Consider the following 15,046-nt stretch of genomic DNA (forward strand, 5'->3'; position numbering starts at 1 on the left):
GTGCGTTGCAATATCCGCGGCGATCGGTATGATCATGGTGTCGGCCATCTACTCCTCCCAGATGTGGCCCCGACGCTGAATGGGGCGCACCTCCTCCCGCGTCTCGTTCTAAATCGAGCCCGCTGCCACCTCCTCCCGGTAGCGGGCTTTTTCTTTGTCTGAGGCGCGATTTCGGTAGGCCAACGCATTTGGCTCTAAGCGAGGCGAATGCTCCGAACTTCCAGGCCTTTCTTGCCCTGCCCGCATTGGACAAACACCTTCTGACCCTCCATCAGCATGCTGAGTCCTGAGCGGGTCAGCGCGGTGGCATGAACGAAGATGTCCTTCTCACCGTTTTCAGGTGCAATGAAGCCGAAGCCCTTTTGGGGATTGTACCATTTGACCGTGGCCTCGCTCTCCAACTGGGCGCTCGTCCCGGCGGTGGACTCTCCAGCGCAACGCGTATGCACCTGAGGTTTCGCGGTCTGACCGCCTACCTCCAGCACTTGCGCGACCTGATGACCTCTTGGACTTTCTTCCGTTGTGACCTTGAGACGCGTTCCCTCGGAAACACCGCGGCTCCCGGCCGCCTCCAGCACCCGGATGTGCAGATAGGCCTGGGTGCCCTCCGGCAGTTTGACAAAGCCAAAACCCTTGCTGGTGTTGAACCACATCACTTCGGCGTCGACAGCGGATGCGGCTAGGGTCGACGAACGCTGAAAGTAGCTTGGCTCGGAAGGCCGTTCCGCAAAAGAAACCGGGTCATCGTCATGACGATGCCGGCGTGGCTCACGATGGTCCTTATATTTGCCCACGATCGTCCGACTGGCTTGAACAACGCACTGCGCTCCCGGCAGGATAATCTCAATGGGCGATGCGTTCATGTCAATTCACCAGTTGGCCGCTTACCCGCTCGATCGCATCACGATCCCGACCTGTTGCCACACGAGGTCGATGATGGCGGGTGAGCAATATATGCCACAGGTCGACCTGCTGATCCGAACGCGTTCCCCATATCGCACGGCAAAAGGGTCGCGCTGAAGGGCGGCACCGCGATCAACCGTTTCGATCGTGACACGCCCCGGGCTGCCGCCTCACGCGGATGCGCATCCGACATTTCGATTTACGCGCAATTTACCCGCACAGCCTGCAGGAGGGAGACGAGCAGCTTGTCGTTGAGTCGTCCCGCTAGATGAACCCCGCCTGCTCGGCTTCGCGGCGTAAATTCTGCCTCGGCCTTGGGCCGATCTGCTGGATCACCAAGCCGGCCGCCAGCGAGCCGAGATCGCCGCAGGCCTTGAGGTCGCGGCCTTGCGTGTAGCCATGCAGGAAACCGGCGGCATAGAGGTCGCCGGCGCCTGTCGTGTCGACCAGTTCCTTGATCGCGGTTGCCTGGACGACCACGGTCTCGTCGCCGCGCACGATGACCGAGCCTTTTTCCGAGCGGGTCACGGCGGCGATCCGGCAATCCCTGCGGATCTGCGCCAGCGCCTTGTCGAAGGACGATGTCTGATAGAGCGATTTGATCTCGTGGCTGTTGGCAAAGACGATGTCGACCGTGCCCGAGCGCAGCAGGTCGAGGAACTCGTCGCGGTAGCGGTCGACGCAGAACGAGTCTGACAACGTCATCGACACTTCGCGTCCGGCCTCGTGTGCGAGCTTCGCCGTCTGCCGGATCGCCTCCTTGGCGCGCGGCGGATCCCACAGATAGCCCTCGAAATAGGTGACCTTGGCGCCGGATGCCTTGTCGGCCTCGACGTCCTCCGGCCCGAGTTCGACGCAGGCGCCGAGATAGGTGTTCATCGAGCGTTCGCCGTCGGGCGTGACGAAGATCATCGAGCGCGCGGTCGGCGGCTCGCCCGTAAGCGGCTTTGTGTCGAAGGCGACACCCTGCGCATGAATGTCATGGGCGTAGATTTCGCCCAGCGCATCGTTGGAGACCTTGCCGAAGAAGGCGGCACGGCCGCCGAAGCTGGCGACGCCGGCCGCCGTGTTGCCGGCGCTGCCGCCGGACGCCTCGATCGCCGGGCCCATGCGGCTGTAGAGCAGTTCGGCGCGCTGGGTGTCGATGAGGTTCATCGCGCCCTTGATGATGCCGTTGGTCTCGAGGAAGTCCTCGTCGCATTGGGCGATGATGTCGACAATGGCATTGCCGATGCAAAGCACGTCATAATCCGGCATCAATGTCTCCGCCAACTACCCACCGGCTTTCTGCTATGCCGGCCAGGCGCGCGTCTAGCGAGTTGAAAAGGATTGCCGCATGCGCTTGATCCAGCGGCCCTCACGCAGCTGCCGGTCCTGCTTCACGCAGCAAGTCGTCGGCTCTGTCCGTCTTCTCCCAGGTGAACTCAGGCTCTTCACGGCCGAAGTGTCCGTATGTCGCCGTCTTGCGGTATATCGGGCGCAAGAGATCAAGCATCTTGATGATTCCTTTCGGTCGGAGATCGAAAAGCTCAAGAACAAGGCTCTCGATCCTTTTTTCCTCGATTCTTGCGGTTCCGAAGGTGTTGACCATCACAGAAACCGGACTGGCCACGCCGATCGCGTAGGCAAGCTGAACCTCGCAGACCTCCGCAAGTCCGCTGGCAACGATATTCTTTGCGACATACCGCGCCGCATAGGCGGCCGAGCGGTCAACCTTAGATGGGTCCTTGCCCGAAAAGGCGCCGCCGCCGTGACGCCCCGTTCCACCGTAGGTATCGACGATGATCTTACGTCCAGTGAGGCCGCAGTCGCCAGCAGGCCCACCGACCACGAACCGCCCTGTCGGGTTGACCAGAAATCTGATCCCCGAAGTATCCAGGTGGGTAGGCAGGACCGGTTTTATGATCTCCTCAATGACGCCTTCGCGGACTGTTTCTTGGGAGACCGCCTCGTCATGCTGCGTCGACAGGACTATGGTATCCAGCGCCACCGGGCGAAGACCCTCGTAGCGTACGGACACTTGAGATTTCACATCCGGACGCAGCCAGCCAAGCTGTCCCGTTTTCCGGACCTCAGCCTGTCTTTTCGTCAAATGATGAGCGAGTTGGATCGGCAAGGGCATCAATGTATCCGTCTCGTTGCATGCGAATCCAAACATGAGGCCCTGATCCCCCGCCCCCTGCTCGAGATCCTGCCCTCGTCCTTCATCAACGCCCTGGCTTATGTCGGGCGACTGCTCGGTGAGAGCCAGAATGACGGCGCAACGTCGACCGTCAAAGCCGATAGCATCGTCGTCGTAGCCAATATCGAGGATCGTATCGCGGGCAACTTGAGTGTAATCGACCTCCGCGTGGCTGGTGATCTCGCCAGCCAGAACGACCATCCCTGTCTTCACCAACGTTTCACAGGCGACGCGCGCCTTCGGGTCGGTGCGGAGGATGGCATCGAGGACGGCATCGGAGATGTTGTCTGCCATCTTGTCGGGGTGTCCCGCGCCGACGGATTCAGAAGAGAACACGAACTGCCTGGTCATGGAATGTCCTCGCTTCAAGTTTTTGGAGTTAGGTGGGAGTTTCGGGATTGGGGCGGCCTTACCGGTCGCTGATGCCGGGAACATCGAACGTAGCGCAGAAGTCGGCAACGTCTCTTCGCACGTTGGCATGAACATCTGGGTCCTCGGGCTGGCGACAGACCAGATCAATGAAAGCGGCGATCTGCACCATTTCCCCTTCACGCATGCCCATGGACGTCACCGCCGGCGACCCCAAGCGGATCCCGCTTGTGACCGTCGGGTCGCGCGGGTCGCCCGGCACCATGTTGAAGTTCGCAATGATGCCTGCCCTTGCCAGGCGCTCAGCATACGCTTTGCCTGATAGCGGCCGGTCCCGGAGATCAAGGATCAGCATGTGATTGTCAGTCCCGCCGGTGACCAGATCATAACCACGATCCAGAAGCGCCTCGGCCAGAGCCTTGGCATTCCTGACAATCTGATGACCGTAGGTGCGGAAAGACGGGGTCGCGGCTTCCTGCAAAGCAACAGCGAGCGCGGCGATGATATTCATGTGCGGCCCACCTTGCAGTTGAGGAAACACCGCGCGATTAATCCGTTTGGCGAGATTGTGTTTGCTCGTGGGATGATAGAGCGCCTGATAACGATCTTCATTCTTCGACAAAATAAAGCCTCCACGGGGGCCGCGGATCGACTTGTGAGATGTGCTGGTGACGACGTCGCAATGAACCACGGGATTCGGATGCGCTCCAGCGACAATCAGGCCGCTGATGTGGGCGATGTCGGCCACGAGATAAGCGTTCGCCTCCAGAGCGATTTCTGCCATGGCCGCGTAGTCAAAGGCGCGCGGATAGGCAGTTCCGCCGACCCAAATCAGTTTCGGCCGTTCCCGCCTGGCTGTCTCGCGCAAGCGGTCATAGTCAATTTGCTGCGTCTGTTCGTGCAGCCCATATGGGACGCGTTGATAATCAGTGCCGGAAAAGTTGACGGACCAACCATGAGTCAGATGGCCGCCTTCAGGTAAAGGCAAGCCCATGACTTTGTCACCGGGGCTCAAAAGCGCACGATAGACAGCCTGGTTGGCTGGCGAGCCCGAATAAGGCTGGACGTTGGCGTGCTCACTGCCAAAGAGCGCTTTCAGGCGCTCGATCGCGAGGGTCTCAAGCTCATCGACGATCTCGTTTCCCGCGTAGTAGCGCGCACCCGGGTACCCTTCGGCATACTTGTTCGTGAATATAGAGCCGGTCGCTTCCAGGACGGCCGAAGAGGCAAAGTTCTCGGATGCGATGAGTTTGAGCGTTGTCCGTTCCTGCCGTTCCTGTCTTAGAAGCAGTTCATGAACGCGGCAATCGACGTGGATCAAGGAAGACCGTCCGTATGTGCCGGGCTCTGCGATGGCTGCGTCAGCGGAGTTGTCCATGGTAGTCGCGCTCCATTGGCTTAATCTATTCCACGATCAAGCAGCAGTCCCCTTCGACCACGCGTCTTGTGCCGCCTCGAGCCGCTCCAGGTCGCGCTTATGATACCCATCGTCGTGGGGCAGGAGATCGACCAGGAATTGAACCAACCCTCTGTCCTTGCCTCCTGCATTGAGATGATATGAGCACCAAGGACCTTGTCGATTGCGGCAAAGAAAGTCAGCTCTGGCCAGCATCTGGACGTGTCGCGCAACGCGCTCCCGACGAAGATCGAGAATCTCCGCCAGTTCGCGGACAGTGAGGTCGGCATGTGCGCAAAGGCCCAGGATCCGAAGGCGATCAGGATGCGCTGCTGTCATCAGGCGATCGACAAGTATCTTCATTGGTCGGCACGACGCCAAATAGAAGAACCGAACCCTCGTCCTGCCGGCTTTGTCATTTCGCGCTCTCCGCAGATGCTGTCCGGCGGCGGAACATTAAACGACACCAGGTTTCTGCCGCCACTGAACTTGAAAGTTGTGGTGAGCGTAACATTGACAGCGATTTGCGGTCGCAAAGATTCCATGAATTTCATTGAAGAATCTGTTGCAACGCCTAAACAAGAACGCAACGAGATTGGCGGGGTGCTGGTAAGACGGCAAGCTGGAACTGCTTGGCGAAGCGGGAGGGGATCGGCGCCACCTTTCCCCAGGCGACAGCGCTAACCTGATGGTGCACCTGATCCGCCATTTACTTGATTTCGTATCACAGAAGAATCGCAAAGCCGTCGTGCCGACGCTCAGCGCTATCTGCCGTGGCGCGAACGCCAAGCCGGCACGGAGGGTCTGGAGGACTTCGAGGCCGGCGACCGGGCCGGCGATACCCGGCGATCACTCGAAGCTGGCGGCGCGACTGGCAGCACGTCGTGCCTCTTCGCCTATCCGAGTGTGCGCAGCATCATCTACACGGCGGATGCGCTCGAAATGTCCGCGCAGGTCGGCGCCATTTCCAAATAGCGCTTAATCCTGGTCAGTCACCAAACCGATGTGGCTGACACGGAGGTGCCAGTTCATAAAGCGTGACGATGGTGGGGGTTCCTTTGCCCTTCTCCAACCCGCTGATGTACTGCTGGCTCAAGCCGTAGATCTCGGCAAGCTGCTCCTGCGTCAAGCCGGCCTCTCCCTGATCCTACGTGCATTTCGTCCGACTGGCTTGCGCATATCCAGTCGCGGAGTCAGCGGATCACGGGCCCCATTGTCATCGATTTGCTCGAATCATCTGCGCCCGAATGGCGGTTCGCAGCCATCTCGATCGGGCAAACTGGATGGTTACGACTGGATACGAAGAACTGTTTGCGCGCTGACCGGCTCCAGGTGAGCTATTCCAATTACTTTCAGGCGAGGAAATCTCGATAGCCGCGATCCATGAGCATTTGACCGCGCCAGACGGCACGGCGGATGCGATCGCGAAGGTGGTTGCGCGGATCCGTCCAGTCGGCCTGGACGCGTTGTTGGCCCAACAGGGCCGTTGCGATTTCACGGTGCGACGCCCCGCCTAGCGAGCCGTCGAGCGCCTGGAGGACAAACCGCAGACGGCCGGCGCGCGCTTCGGGCGGAAACAGCCTGTGGGGAAGCTGTCCAGTCGCGTAAAGAGCATTGAGGCATTCGAGCGCATTCAGGTGCTGCCTCGTTCGATCGGCGAGCCAGATCGCGTCGACGGATAGCCGAACAGGGCGCAAAACATCCGCGCCCCCCACGACAAGCTGGAGGTCCCGGTGAGCATCCCGCAGCATGACGTGTTGGCGACCATCCGCCGTGATCACGAGTTTGGCCCGACATGGCAATGTAGCGAGATCAAATGAAAGCGTTTCGGGCGACAATGCCTTTTCCGCAATGACCGGCAGAACATGAGGGCATTGGCGGGAGCACCAGAACACTGCCGCATCACACCTCAACGAGCTTGCAAAACAGGAGCCCCCACCGCGTCAGATCGAGCGACGATCTCACCACTTCTACGTCGAACCACCTTTCTGCAAATTCTGCCTGCTCAAGCGCGTGCCCCAAGTCACGCTGGAAGGCCGGATCGCGCCGCAGAAATTCCCAAGCCCAGCCGCGTCGCGTCAGGTGCTGGGTGTAGCGATAGGATTTCTCATCCTGCCAGTCCGGCCAGTCGGCGTCATTACCTATCATAACCATTTCAGGCGCCCGTGCAGAGTACCGGCGCCCACAGCACGGGACCGCCAAGACCGCCATTGTGGCGGACCGTAGCAAGGCTCTCCTCTGAGACATCCAAGAAGCCGGCAATGGCGCGCGTGGTGCCGAATGTCTGGGGCTGCCCGACCCGAGCCAGCGGCCATCCGGCGCGACGCAGGATTCGCTCCATGCGCAAATCCGTAACCGTGACTATATGGGAGAGCTGCCCTGACAAACCGAACTCGACCATGCCAGCAAGGAGTTCATAGGTAGCAACAGCAATACTACCACTGCCCTTCGGTGCAGACGGCGGGAGATCAAGGGCGAAACGGCTGCTTTCCCAGACACTCGGTTCCTCGGGTGCCGTTCTCCCCTCCAACGGCCTCGAAAAGACATGTCGCAACATCGTCGACCCCGTGGAGGGCAGAAGGCGTACGCCGCCCCCGAGGCGACCGCCGGAATCGCGCAACAATAGATAGTGCGGTTTTATGGAATCGAATAAATCAATCTCGAAGCCGCCGGTCGTGCGCACGTTCCAGTCGACCCGCTCCTTGAAGACGCGGTAGGGCAGGCGGTGCATTTCGTGAAGTTCTTCGGCAAAGGCGCCGTACCAGCCGGGCGCAATAAGCTCAATCATGATGGTCTTCTCGCAGGTATGACCCTGCCATTGGAGGCGAACCTTCATGCCGCGACTACCTGTGCATTTGCACAGGTAGATTAAAGAGGAATTCTGTTTCTCAGAGAATTGATGATCGTGAGGAGGCCCGCCAGCATCACCACCTGATTTTTGGTGCGCACACCGAGCTTGTAGTTGGCATGTCCAAATGGAAAGCGGCCGTGCGCAGTGGCGGTGATTACGCTGATCCCCTGGGCGGTGCGTTGGCCCACCTTCCGGCTTCGCAGCATCTACACTGCCTCAGTCGCCCCGCGAGGTGGCGGCCGTACTACAGGGCACGGGCCGAGCACGCAAGTGGTGTTCGCCACCCACGAGCTGACGCAGACGGCGCTGCTTCGAGAAGGCGCGATCGATGCGGTTGTCGACAACCCCGGTGTTCGCCACCGTACCGTGTGGTGACGACGGCGCGGCTTTAGGAGCGCAGCACGACTAAGAGTTGCCACCCGGACCACATTTCATATGATCGAAAAACGCTAGCTCAGGCGACGCACTATCGATGTGTCCACGCCGCTTGTGTGCGCAAGGTTTCACTCTGTCCGACATCCGACAATTGTTGGATGTGAGACAGGGCGTCAAATCCGCTAACCCGGTGTTTAATCCAATCTTCCTCTCTGGCACGCTCTATGCATCGCGACTTGCGAATGCATTAGCAAGAAAATAGTCCCATGATCACACTCACTGAAAACGCCGTCGCCGCCGTCAAGGCCGCGCTTTCCCGCGCCGACGAACCGGCGGAAGGCTTTCGCATCAAGGTCGAGGCGGGCGGCTGCGCCGGCCTCAAATACCTGATGGGTCTGGAAAGCGTCTCGCGGGAGGGAGATGCCATCATGGAGACGGACGGGGTCAAGGTGTTCGTCGACGCAAACTCCCAGCCCCATCTCGCCGGCACGACCGTTGACTTTGTCACGGACCTGGAGTCCTCGGGCTTTGTCTTCGACAATCCCAACGCGCGGGACAAATGCGCCTGCGGCAAGTCCTTCGGCTAGCCGCCAGAACGACAAGGATCGGCGCCATGCGGGGTAACACCGACAACGTCTACCTCTTCAGCGACAAGGTCTATTTCATCAACCCGAACAATGTCGGCGCTTTGGACACCCCCAATGCGGCCGGGGAGGTCGGCGCCGTCGCCTGCGGCGATGGGCTTAAATTGACGATGGGTTTCGACCGTAAGACGCAAACGATCACCGCCGCAACGTTCCAGACCTTCGGCCGCGGCTCGGCCATAACCGCTTCCTCGGCGTTTAACGAATTCATCGTCGGCAAGACCATCGATGAAGCCCTTCAGGTCACCGATCAGGATATAGCGGGTTTTTTCGGCGCCATGCCGCCGCACATGACATCCTCATCGCTCGACCGCCTCATCCTGGAGCGCGGCTTGCGGCTGATGAGCGAGTTCTTCCGTGCTGTGAGGCAGGCTTTCGAGGAGACACCAGGATTCTCACGCCTCGTCCTCGTCAAGGCATCATCGCCATGAGCGACGTGATCGAACCATTTCTCGTGATGATGGGCTTCGAGGAGCCAGAGACCCTTCCCCGCAGCCTTCCCCCACTGAAACCTGATTCTGCGTGGAGTTCGGGAGAGTGGGTTTTCGGCATCGGGCCTCGACGGTGGACCGAGTTGCAAAACGTGCAGTGGGGCATTTCCCACCTTTTGCTGCGTCTCTTAAGCGAGGGTGATAGGTTCCTTACCAGATTTAGGGCGTGGCCGCAACTCCGAGCTAGATCCGTCAATAGAAGCTGACGCTGGTTGTCCTTGTGACGCCACACAGCTCACTGTATCGCCAAGAAGAGAGTGGAAATCGTGTCTTCACTGTCACTGCAGCGACACCCAACGGCAGCAACGACAACATCGGTCCGATTGATTTCGGCTCATCGGCTGGTTGTCAAGATTGGCTCAGCACTGCTTGTCGATGAAGAAACCGGCGATATACGCAGTGCCTGGCTTGAAACGCTGATAGCGGATATCGTCCGGCTTTTTGCACGAGGGCAGCAGGTGATCATCGTCACATCCGGTGCTGTCGCGCTTGGATCTGGTCAATTCGACGGTTTGGGCAGATCGCTGCGAATTGAGGAGAAGCAAACGGCGGCTGCGATTGGTCAGGTTCGACTTATGCTTGCCTACGAACAGAGTTTAAAGCGCCACAGCTTCGCCGTTGGCCAAATGTTATTGACCGGTGAAGATATGGAGAACCAGCATCGCCGCCATAATGCATGGTCGACCCTTCAGCAACTTCTCAAAATTGGCGCCGTACCCATCATCAATGAGAACGACACGACTGCAACGGCCGAAATCTGTTTTGGCGACAACGACCGGCTGGCGGCACAGATCGCACAGATGGTAAACGCTGACGTTCTCGTTCTGCTTTCTAACGTAGATGGTCTGTTCACGGAAGACCCACATGATAATCCGTTGGCTCGTCTGGTTACAGAGGTGCGATGCATTACGCCCGAGATAGAGGCCATGGCGGGTCATTCCCGCGCCCGCCATAGTTCGGGTGGCATGGTGACAAAGTTGATGGCAGCAAGGATAGCCATGGACGCGGGCTGTGAAATGGCCATTGCGAGCGGTAACAAATCTTACCCGCTCGCTGCCATCGAGAATGGTGGGCCATCAACATGGTTCCTTCCGCTCGCTAAAGCAGGCCGATGCGCCATGTCGGCAAACGACGCCGCGAATTGTTCGAGGAGATCGACCGAGCAGCTTTGAGGCCGTTGCCGGTGGCACCGTTCGAATAACGTCAAATGGAAGTGGCCAGGCGCATCCCTATTATCACGTCGAGGTCGACAGACCTTCTTCCGCATTGGCTGATCGGCCGCACTATCCAGGTCCGCCTCACCCATCCGGTGGTCCGAAGAGCCGCGGCGTTCTGGATGGCGACGATGGGGGCCTTCGGCACTCCATCAGCTATTGCCGACGGTCGTAATGGCGTCGCGCGTGCAAAACGGGCCAGATGAGCGGCGCAATCCGCCGGCCGGCGAGCACGACACCGGGATTGGCCATGAGATCCGCGCGAGCGCGCCCCGCCCTGCCCATTAAGGCACGGAGGCTGCCACATCGAGACCGGGCTGCATGCGCATCTCAGCAGCGCATGGTTATGGCCGGGAAATACCGCGATGGGCGCGGCGATCTCCAGGCGCGCGCCATTCAGCGGCAGCCCGAGTTCGCGGATGATTAGTTCAGCTACAATCGAGCCGCCCGTCTCCATGCGCATGACGCCCATCGAGCCACCGAAATCCGAATCTGCCTGGCCCTTGGTCTACCGCTCACTCGGTTGGACTTCACCTTGACTCTTCACAGGCACCCAAGCCCCAAGTCAGCAGATGGTCGTCAAAAGTTTGAAGGCACTTGTCGGCATAATGGCTGTTGTACTTGTCAAGCAACCTGGGCGCGATCATCTCGCAAGTGTCAACGCCCGACGAGGCAGTCTCAACCGATGGTGAGATGATCCCTATACGTAGGTCGGCCCGGCGAACGGCAACGGGGATGCGCCGGTTCATATCACCGCCTACGGCGGGTTCGGCCTATCGCTCCTGGCCTACTACAACTCCGGGATCGGCAGCTGTGGCTCGAAGGCGGCGGCGCGTGCGTGGTGGCGAACATCCGAGGCGGTGAGTTCGGTCGATCAGCTTTCGGCAACTTGCCGGTAGTAGCCGACAGGCTGCCCCCCGGCATTCCTGCGGCAGGAGCTCGAAACGGAATGGCCAAGATCCCTGAACCTTGCCGAAGAAGAGCGGACTTTGGCTCACGAGGAGCCGGCGCGCGCTGTCAGGCGCGCGGGCGCGCAGCTATTGCTTTGGCAGTCGGTGTGTCAGGCCTGTTTGTCGGGCCGAACCAAATCCGTGTGGCTAACGCCGAGGGCCAATGCCAGTTCATAGATCGTGATGATAGTCGGATTTCTTCGGCCTTTCTCCAAGCCGCTGATGTACTGCTGACTGAACCCGGAAATCTCGGCCAGCTGCTCCTGCGTCAGACGCTTCCTCAGCCTGATCCTCTGCACATTCAGTCCGACCAACCTGCGCATATCCATGCACGCAAGCCAGCGGATTAGACAGCTTGAGTTTATCAACTATATTATGTAATCCACTTTGAACAGGCGGAGGGGCTTCGCGAAGGCCATTGTCCGGAGAAAGAATCTAGCGATGCTACAGCCTAAATCGAACACGCCGATTGCCGACCAAGTCCGTTGGTCGGACAGCCTCACGGCCTACGACAAAGAGCATTTCACGACCTATATGCGGCTCCTAGACGCATCCGTTGACGACGCCAGCGAAGAGGAAATGGCGCGTCTGATCCTCGGCATTGATCCGGCACGCGAACCGGAGCGCGCGCGGATGGCTCTTCGCAGTCATCTCGACCGTGCGAACTGGATGGTGACGAGCGGCTACAAGGAATTGTTCGCCAGCTGACGAATTGCGCCATACGCTCCGTTACGTCCAAGCAAGGGACTCCCTGTACACGCCATTCATGGGCGCGTGGCCGCGCCCGGTGGCGGCGAATGGGTCTCCCAGATGATTGCGAGAATATATGTCCGGTCGACCTGGCTCCGCAACTCGCGGAGCAGCACTTCGGCGATTTCCCGGTGCGAACAGCCGCAGGGGGAGCCGTCGAGTGCTTGGAGGATAAACCGGAGACGACGACAACTCGCTTCCGACGGAAACCGGTTTTTTGCAGTTCGTCCGCGCGCGGTAAGATTATTTGAGCCTTTCCAAACGCCCGCAGCCGATACTCCTTTGCCGAGTGGGCCAGGTCGCGCCGGTAAGAGAGTCGGACAGTACGAGTAGCCTTCGCCGGAAACGACGAGTTGGAGATGTCCGCCTGGTATGGCAGCGCCTTCGACGCCCGGGTCCTCTCCATAAATACCAGGGCGAACGACGATCTCCCCGAGGATGAAGCACCGGCTCTACAACCATGGCAAAATGTATGAGCCCCTGCGTGGACAGCAGAATACGGCTGCATCGCGCCTGGTTGAGCCGGCGAAATAGCATCTCTCAGCTCTCAGCTTCAGGTCGACGCGGAGATGAATGCGCCGCCGAAACAGCCCCTTCGCTTGGCAGGCGGCCCAAAAGACGAATTCAGTTTCTCAGAGAATTGAAGACCGTGAGGAGGCCAGCAGCGCTATGGCCTGATTTTGGGTGCGCACTCCGAGCTTCTTTTTAGCGTTGTCCAAATGGAAAGCGGCGGTGCGCGGATTGATGCCCAAGATGTGGCCGATAGCCCAGGCTGACTTGCCGCGCGCGGCCCACTGCAGGCACTCATATTCGCGCGGTGTCAGCGAAATGCCATCCACTGTTCGGTCACCCGGCAGCTTGCGGCGAACGCAAATGTGAAAACAGGTCGCCAAGAGCTGAAGAGCTTGTTCATACCGTTCAGCCACCCGGAGAAATGCCGGATTGGGCTCATCAGCGGCAAAAGTGATCGCGGCAATGCAGCCGCGAAGATCGACAATCGGGATTGTCAAACCGCAGCGGATGCTGAACTGGGCCGCCTCATCAATCAGCTGCTGTTGAGCTGGCGACATCTTGATGCCACACAAATCCGATCCCCATAGAAACGGGTAGCCGCCAAACCGCGCGCGCAAGACGACAGGATCGAGTTTCTCATACCGGTTTTGCAGATACTGCTTGGTCCAGCGAGATGGATAGTTCGAGATCAACCTGGGTTTGCCGGAAGGTTGTGAGGGTAAAGACAGGTAGGCAAAGGTGAGTAGATCAAGTTCTGCGGCCGCGCGAGCCATGGCATCCCGGAAATCTGCCTCATCGACACTCTCCGACAGCTGTTCCAGAAATGTCTCGAATATAGGTGGCATGTTCTTCGTCATTATCCTGACTCAATCCCTCCATCTGTCTGCTGCCCGCCACCATAAGCCGGCCCGCATAACCGCGGCCTTTTTCGCGGGCATTGGCCGGGCTGACCGTCTTTACAGAATGCCGCGACGCTTCCACTATCTTCGCACCAGTCATCGCCAACTGCAGCTACGCTGGACTCTTCGAACGGCCATCTCCGAGACGCTACGGCATCTTCCCCACGCAATAGTGCAATCGAAGAATCTTCGTGGGATGGGAAGAATTGAAATCATCGCCGCCCCTGCATCATGCAATTGTGAGAAGTCATCCTGCGCCACCATGGTCGGGGGGCATCAAAGCCGTCATCAATCCAGTCGTTGCCGCGTGAAAGTCGGTCGGCACGAAGAAGAGGACAACGGAGAGGCGCATCCTCGCCGCTTTTGGCGCTATGATCCGCTCTTGTTGCGCCGCTTTCTGTTTGTCAGTGGGCAGATCGACTCCAACATTGGCATGGATAGAGGTGCCGCTGTTTTCCGCCAAATTCAAATACCAAGCTATCATCTTAAGCCGGCCCCAACCCAAGCCGGCACTATCGCTCGACACTGCTGCGGCGACATTCCATTAAAGGCTCTGAAGCACTTTGCGAAGTGCGAAGCAGACATGAACCCGCAGGCCATGGCAACGTCGATGATGGGCATCCGCGTGCCTTCGATCAGGCGCTTCGCATGGTCTGTGCGAATCCGGAGATAATGACGCACCGGCGGAAGTCCGATATGGGAAGCGAACAAGCGTTCCAGCTGGCGCCGCGATACTCCGGCCCGTTGCGCGACCTCGTCCATTGCCAGCGGGAACTCCACATTTTCTTCCATGATCCGCATTGCCATCAGGAGTTTGTCGCTCACACCTGCAAAGGCTAGACCCGATGGCCCGGTCTGGCGGTTTGATCCTGAGCGCTGACCTTGGACAGTCGCGTGGCGGCAGACCTCTTGTGCAATATACCCGCCGGCATGGCTGCCGATCAGATCGATCGCCAGGTCGAAGGCTGCCAGTTCTCCTGCGCAAGTTGAATACTGGCCGTCTTTGACAAACAAGGAATCGCTTATGCGGGGCTGGTTGAACACCTCGGCGAAAGCAGCGAGCCGCGACCAGTGTATGGTGCAGCGTGTGCCTGCCAGAAGGCCCGTCCGCGCAAGCAGCCATGTTGCTGTCCCAACCGCTGATATCGGAATCCCGCGACGCGCCATCGTTCGCAGAAATCCGTTCAGCTCAGGCGTCAGTTGCCGTTCTACCGGCTCGCCCGTCACGATAGCGAGCTGGTTCGGTCTGCGATCGTCCGAGCCGAAAACCAGCTCGTCTATCGCGACATCAACGGCAACCGAAAGGCCGTTGGCGCCCTCGATTGGCCGATCGTCAAGCCCCGCGATTCGCCACCTAAACAGCGGCAACCTCGATACCGTGTTGGCAATGCGAAAGGGTTCGATATAGGCGTGAAGCGCCAGATGCGAGAACCCGGGTAACACCAGAACCACCAAGTCAAGCGGTCGATCGGCCACCGCCGAAATTTTCGGCGTGGCCAACGACGTTAT

The 15,046-nt window shown here is 59.2% G+C and carries 18 protein-coding genes and 3 pseudogenes; 6 read left to right on the forward strand and 15 right to left on the reverse strand.

Annotated features, from left to right (window positions below; all coding sequences use genetic code 11):
- Positions 1 to 194: 194 nt before the first annotated feature.
- The 10 genes and pseudogenes from EB231_RS35575 to EB231_RS32345 all read right to left on the reverse strand — a co-directional run bounded on the left by EB231_RS35575 (position 195) and on the right by EB231_RS32345 (position 7,889).
- Complete coding sequence (locus tag EB231_RS35575) at positions 195 to 863, reverse strand: cold-shock protein (RefSeq protein ID WP_281411424.1); 669 nt, start codon at positions 861 to 863, stop codon at positions 195 to 197.
- Positions 864 to 1,167: 304 nt separating this feature from the next.
- Positions 1,168 to 2,160 (reverse strand): adenosine kinase, encoded by a 993-nt coding sequence (locus EB231_RS32305; RefSeq protein ID WP_172352370.1) that lies wholly within the window; start codon positions 2,158 to 2,160, stop codon positions 1,168 to 1,170.
- 100 nt (positions 2,161 to 2,260) lie between these two features.
- Positions 2,261 to 3,436: a methionine adenosyltransferase gene (gene metK / locus EB231_RS32310; RefSeq protein WP_172352371.1), complete on the reverse strand. Its 1,176-nt coding sequence runs from the start codon at positions 3,434 to 3,436 to the stop codon at positions 2,261 to 2,263.
- Between the two features lie 58 nt (positions 3,437 to 3,494).
- Entirely contained in the window at positions 3,495 to 4,832 is a 1,338-nt protein-coding gene (gene glyA, locus EB231_RS32315) for a serine hydroxymethyltransferase (protein WP_172352372.1), read from the reverse strand.
- 36 nt (positions 4,833 to 4,868) lie between these two features.
- The gene (locus EB231_RS35760; RefSeq protein WP_172352373.1) at positions 4,869 to 5,213 is read right to left on the reverse strand and encodes an ArsR/SmtB family transcription factor; all 345 of its coding nucleotides are present in this window, start codon (positions 5,211 to 5,213) and stop codon (positions 4,869 to 4,871) included.
- A 625-nt stretch (positions 5,214 to 5,838) separates the two neighbouring features.
- Positions 5,839 to 6,035, reverse strand: a pseudogene (locus EB231_RS32325) (helix-turn-helix domain-containing protein).
- 167 nt (positions 6,036 to 6,202) lie between these two features.
- On the reverse strand, positions 6,203 to 6,688 hold the full coding sequence (locus EB231_RS32330) for a DUF2285 domain-containing protein (protein WP_246740811.1): 486 nt from the start codon (positions 6,686 to 6,688) through the stop codon (positions 6,203 to 6,205).
- 64 nt (positions 6,689 to 6,752) lie between these two features.
- Positions 6,753 to 6,998 carry a transcriptional regulator domain-containing protein gene (locus EB231_RS32335; protein ID WP_172352376.1) on the reverse strand — a complete coding sequence of 82 codons (246 nt, stop codon included), beginning with the start codon at positions 6,996 to 6,998 and terminating at the stop codon, positions 6,753 to 6,755.
- 7 nt (positions 6,999 to 7,005) lie between these two features.
- Positions 7,006 to 7,638: an acyl-homoserine-lactone synthase gene (locus EB231_RS32340; protein WP_172353120.1), complete on the reverse strand. Its 633-nt coding sequence runs from the start codon at positions 7,636 to 7,638 to the stop codon at positions 7,006 to 7,008.
- A gap of 80 nt (positions 7,639 to 7,718) precedes the next feature.
- Positions 7,719 to 7,889, reverse strand: a complete 171-nt coding sequence (locus EB231_RS32345; protein WP_172352377.1) for a hypothetical protein — start codon at positions 7,887 to 7,889, stop codon at positions 7,719 to 7,721.
- Between the two features lie 453 nt (positions 7,890 to 8,342).
- Between EB231_RS32345 and EB231_RS32350 the strand changes: the two genes are divergently transcribed.
- From EB231_RS32350 to EB231_RS35365, 5 genes and pseudogenes are all read left to right on the forward strand, one after another.
- Positions 8,343 to 8,663 carry a HesB/IscA family protein gene (locus tag EB231_RS32350; RefSeq protein ID WP_019863364.1) on the forward strand — a complete coding sequence of 107 codons (321 nt, stop codon included), beginning with the start codon at positions 8,343 to 8,345 and terminating at the stop codon, positions 8,661 to 8,663.
- 26 nt (positions 8,664 to 8,689) lie between these two features.
- Positions 8,690 to 9,151, forward strand: a complete 462-nt coding sequence (locus EB231_RS32355; RefSeq protein ID WP_172352378.1) for an iron-sulfur cluster assembly scaffold protein — start codon at positions 8,690 to 8,692, stop codon at positions 9,149 to 9,151.
- A gap of 326 nt (positions 9,152 to 9,477) precedes the next feature.
- Complete coding sequence (proB, locus tag EB231_RS32360; RefSeq protein ID WP_246740812.1) at positions 9,478 to 10,383, forward strand: glutamate 5-kinase; 906 nt, start codon at positions 9,478 to 9,480, stop codon at positions 10,381 to 10,383.
- A pseudogene (locus EB231_RS35765) lies at positions 10,314 to 10,526 on the forward strand (IS21 family transposase); the annotation flags it as partial. The gene proB and the pseudogene EB231_RS35765, both read left to right, overlap by 70 nt.
- Positions 10,527 to 11,079: 553 nt before the next feature.
- Positions 11,080 to 11,296: pseudogene (locus EB231_RS35365) on the forward strand (prolyl oligopeptidase family serine peptidase); the annotation flags it as partial.
- 189 nt (positions 11,297 to 11,485) lie between these two features.
- Here EB231_RS35365 and EB231_RS32365 read toward each other — a convergent pair.
- Complete coding sequence (locus EB231_RS32365; protein ID WP_172352379.1) at positions 11,486 to 11,704, reverse strand: helix-turn-helix transcriptional regulator; 219 nt, start codon at positions 11,702 to 11,704, stop codon at positions 11,486 to 11,488.
- A 112-nt stretch (positions 11,705 to 11,816) separates the two neighbouring features.
- Between EB231_RS32365 and EB231_RS32370 the strand changes: the two genes are divergently transcribed.
- Entirely contained in the window at positions 11,817 to 12,083 is a 267-nt protein-coding gene (locus tag EB231_RS32370; RefSeq protein ID WP_172352380.1) for a DNA -binding domain-containing protein, read from the forward strand.
- A 56-nt stretch (positions 12,084 to 12,139) separates the two neighbouring features.
- Here EB231_RS32370 and EB231_RS35770 read toward each other — a convergent pair whose 3' ends face one another.
- The 4 genes from EB231_RS35770 to EB231_RS32390 all read right to left on the reverse strand — a co-directional run bounded on the left by EB231_RS35770 (position 12,140) and on the right by EB231_RS32390 (position 15,037).
- Complete coding sequence (locus EB231_RS35770; RefSeq protein WP_172353122.1) at positions 12,140 to 12,565, reverse strand: DNA -binding domain-containing protein; 426 nt, start codon at positions 12,563 to 12,565, stop codon at positions 12,140 to 12,142.
- 192 nt (positions 12,566 to 12,757) lie between these two features.
- Entirely contained in the window at positions 12,758 to 13,483 is a 726-nt protein-coding gene (locus tag EB231_RS32380) for a helix-turn-helix transcriptional regulator (protein ID WP_445299334.1), read from the reverse strand.
- Between the two features lie 301 nt (positions 13,484 to 13,784).
- Positions 13,785 to 14,021, reverse strand: coding sequence for a hypothetical protein (locus EB231_RS32385; protein WP_172352382.1), 237 nt, complete (start codon positions 14,019 to 14,021; stop codon positions 13,785 to 13,787).
- Positions 14,018 to 15,037: a GlxA family transcriptional regulator gene (locus EB231_RS32390; RefSeq protein ID WP_172352383.1), complete on the reverse strand. Its 1,020-nt coding sequence runs from the start codon at positions 15,035 to 15,037 to the stop codon at positions 14,018 to 14,020. The genes EB231_RS32385 and EB231_RS32390 overlap by 4 nt, the downstream gene beginning before the upstream one ends.
- Between the last annotated feature and the right edge of the window lie 9 nt (positions 15,038 to 15,046).

It is taken from the genome of Mesorhizobium sp. NZP2298 (genome assembly GCF_013170825.1).
Classification (GTDB): Bacteria; Pseudomonadota; Alphaproteobacteria; order Rhizobiales; family Rhizobiaceae; genus Mesorhizobium.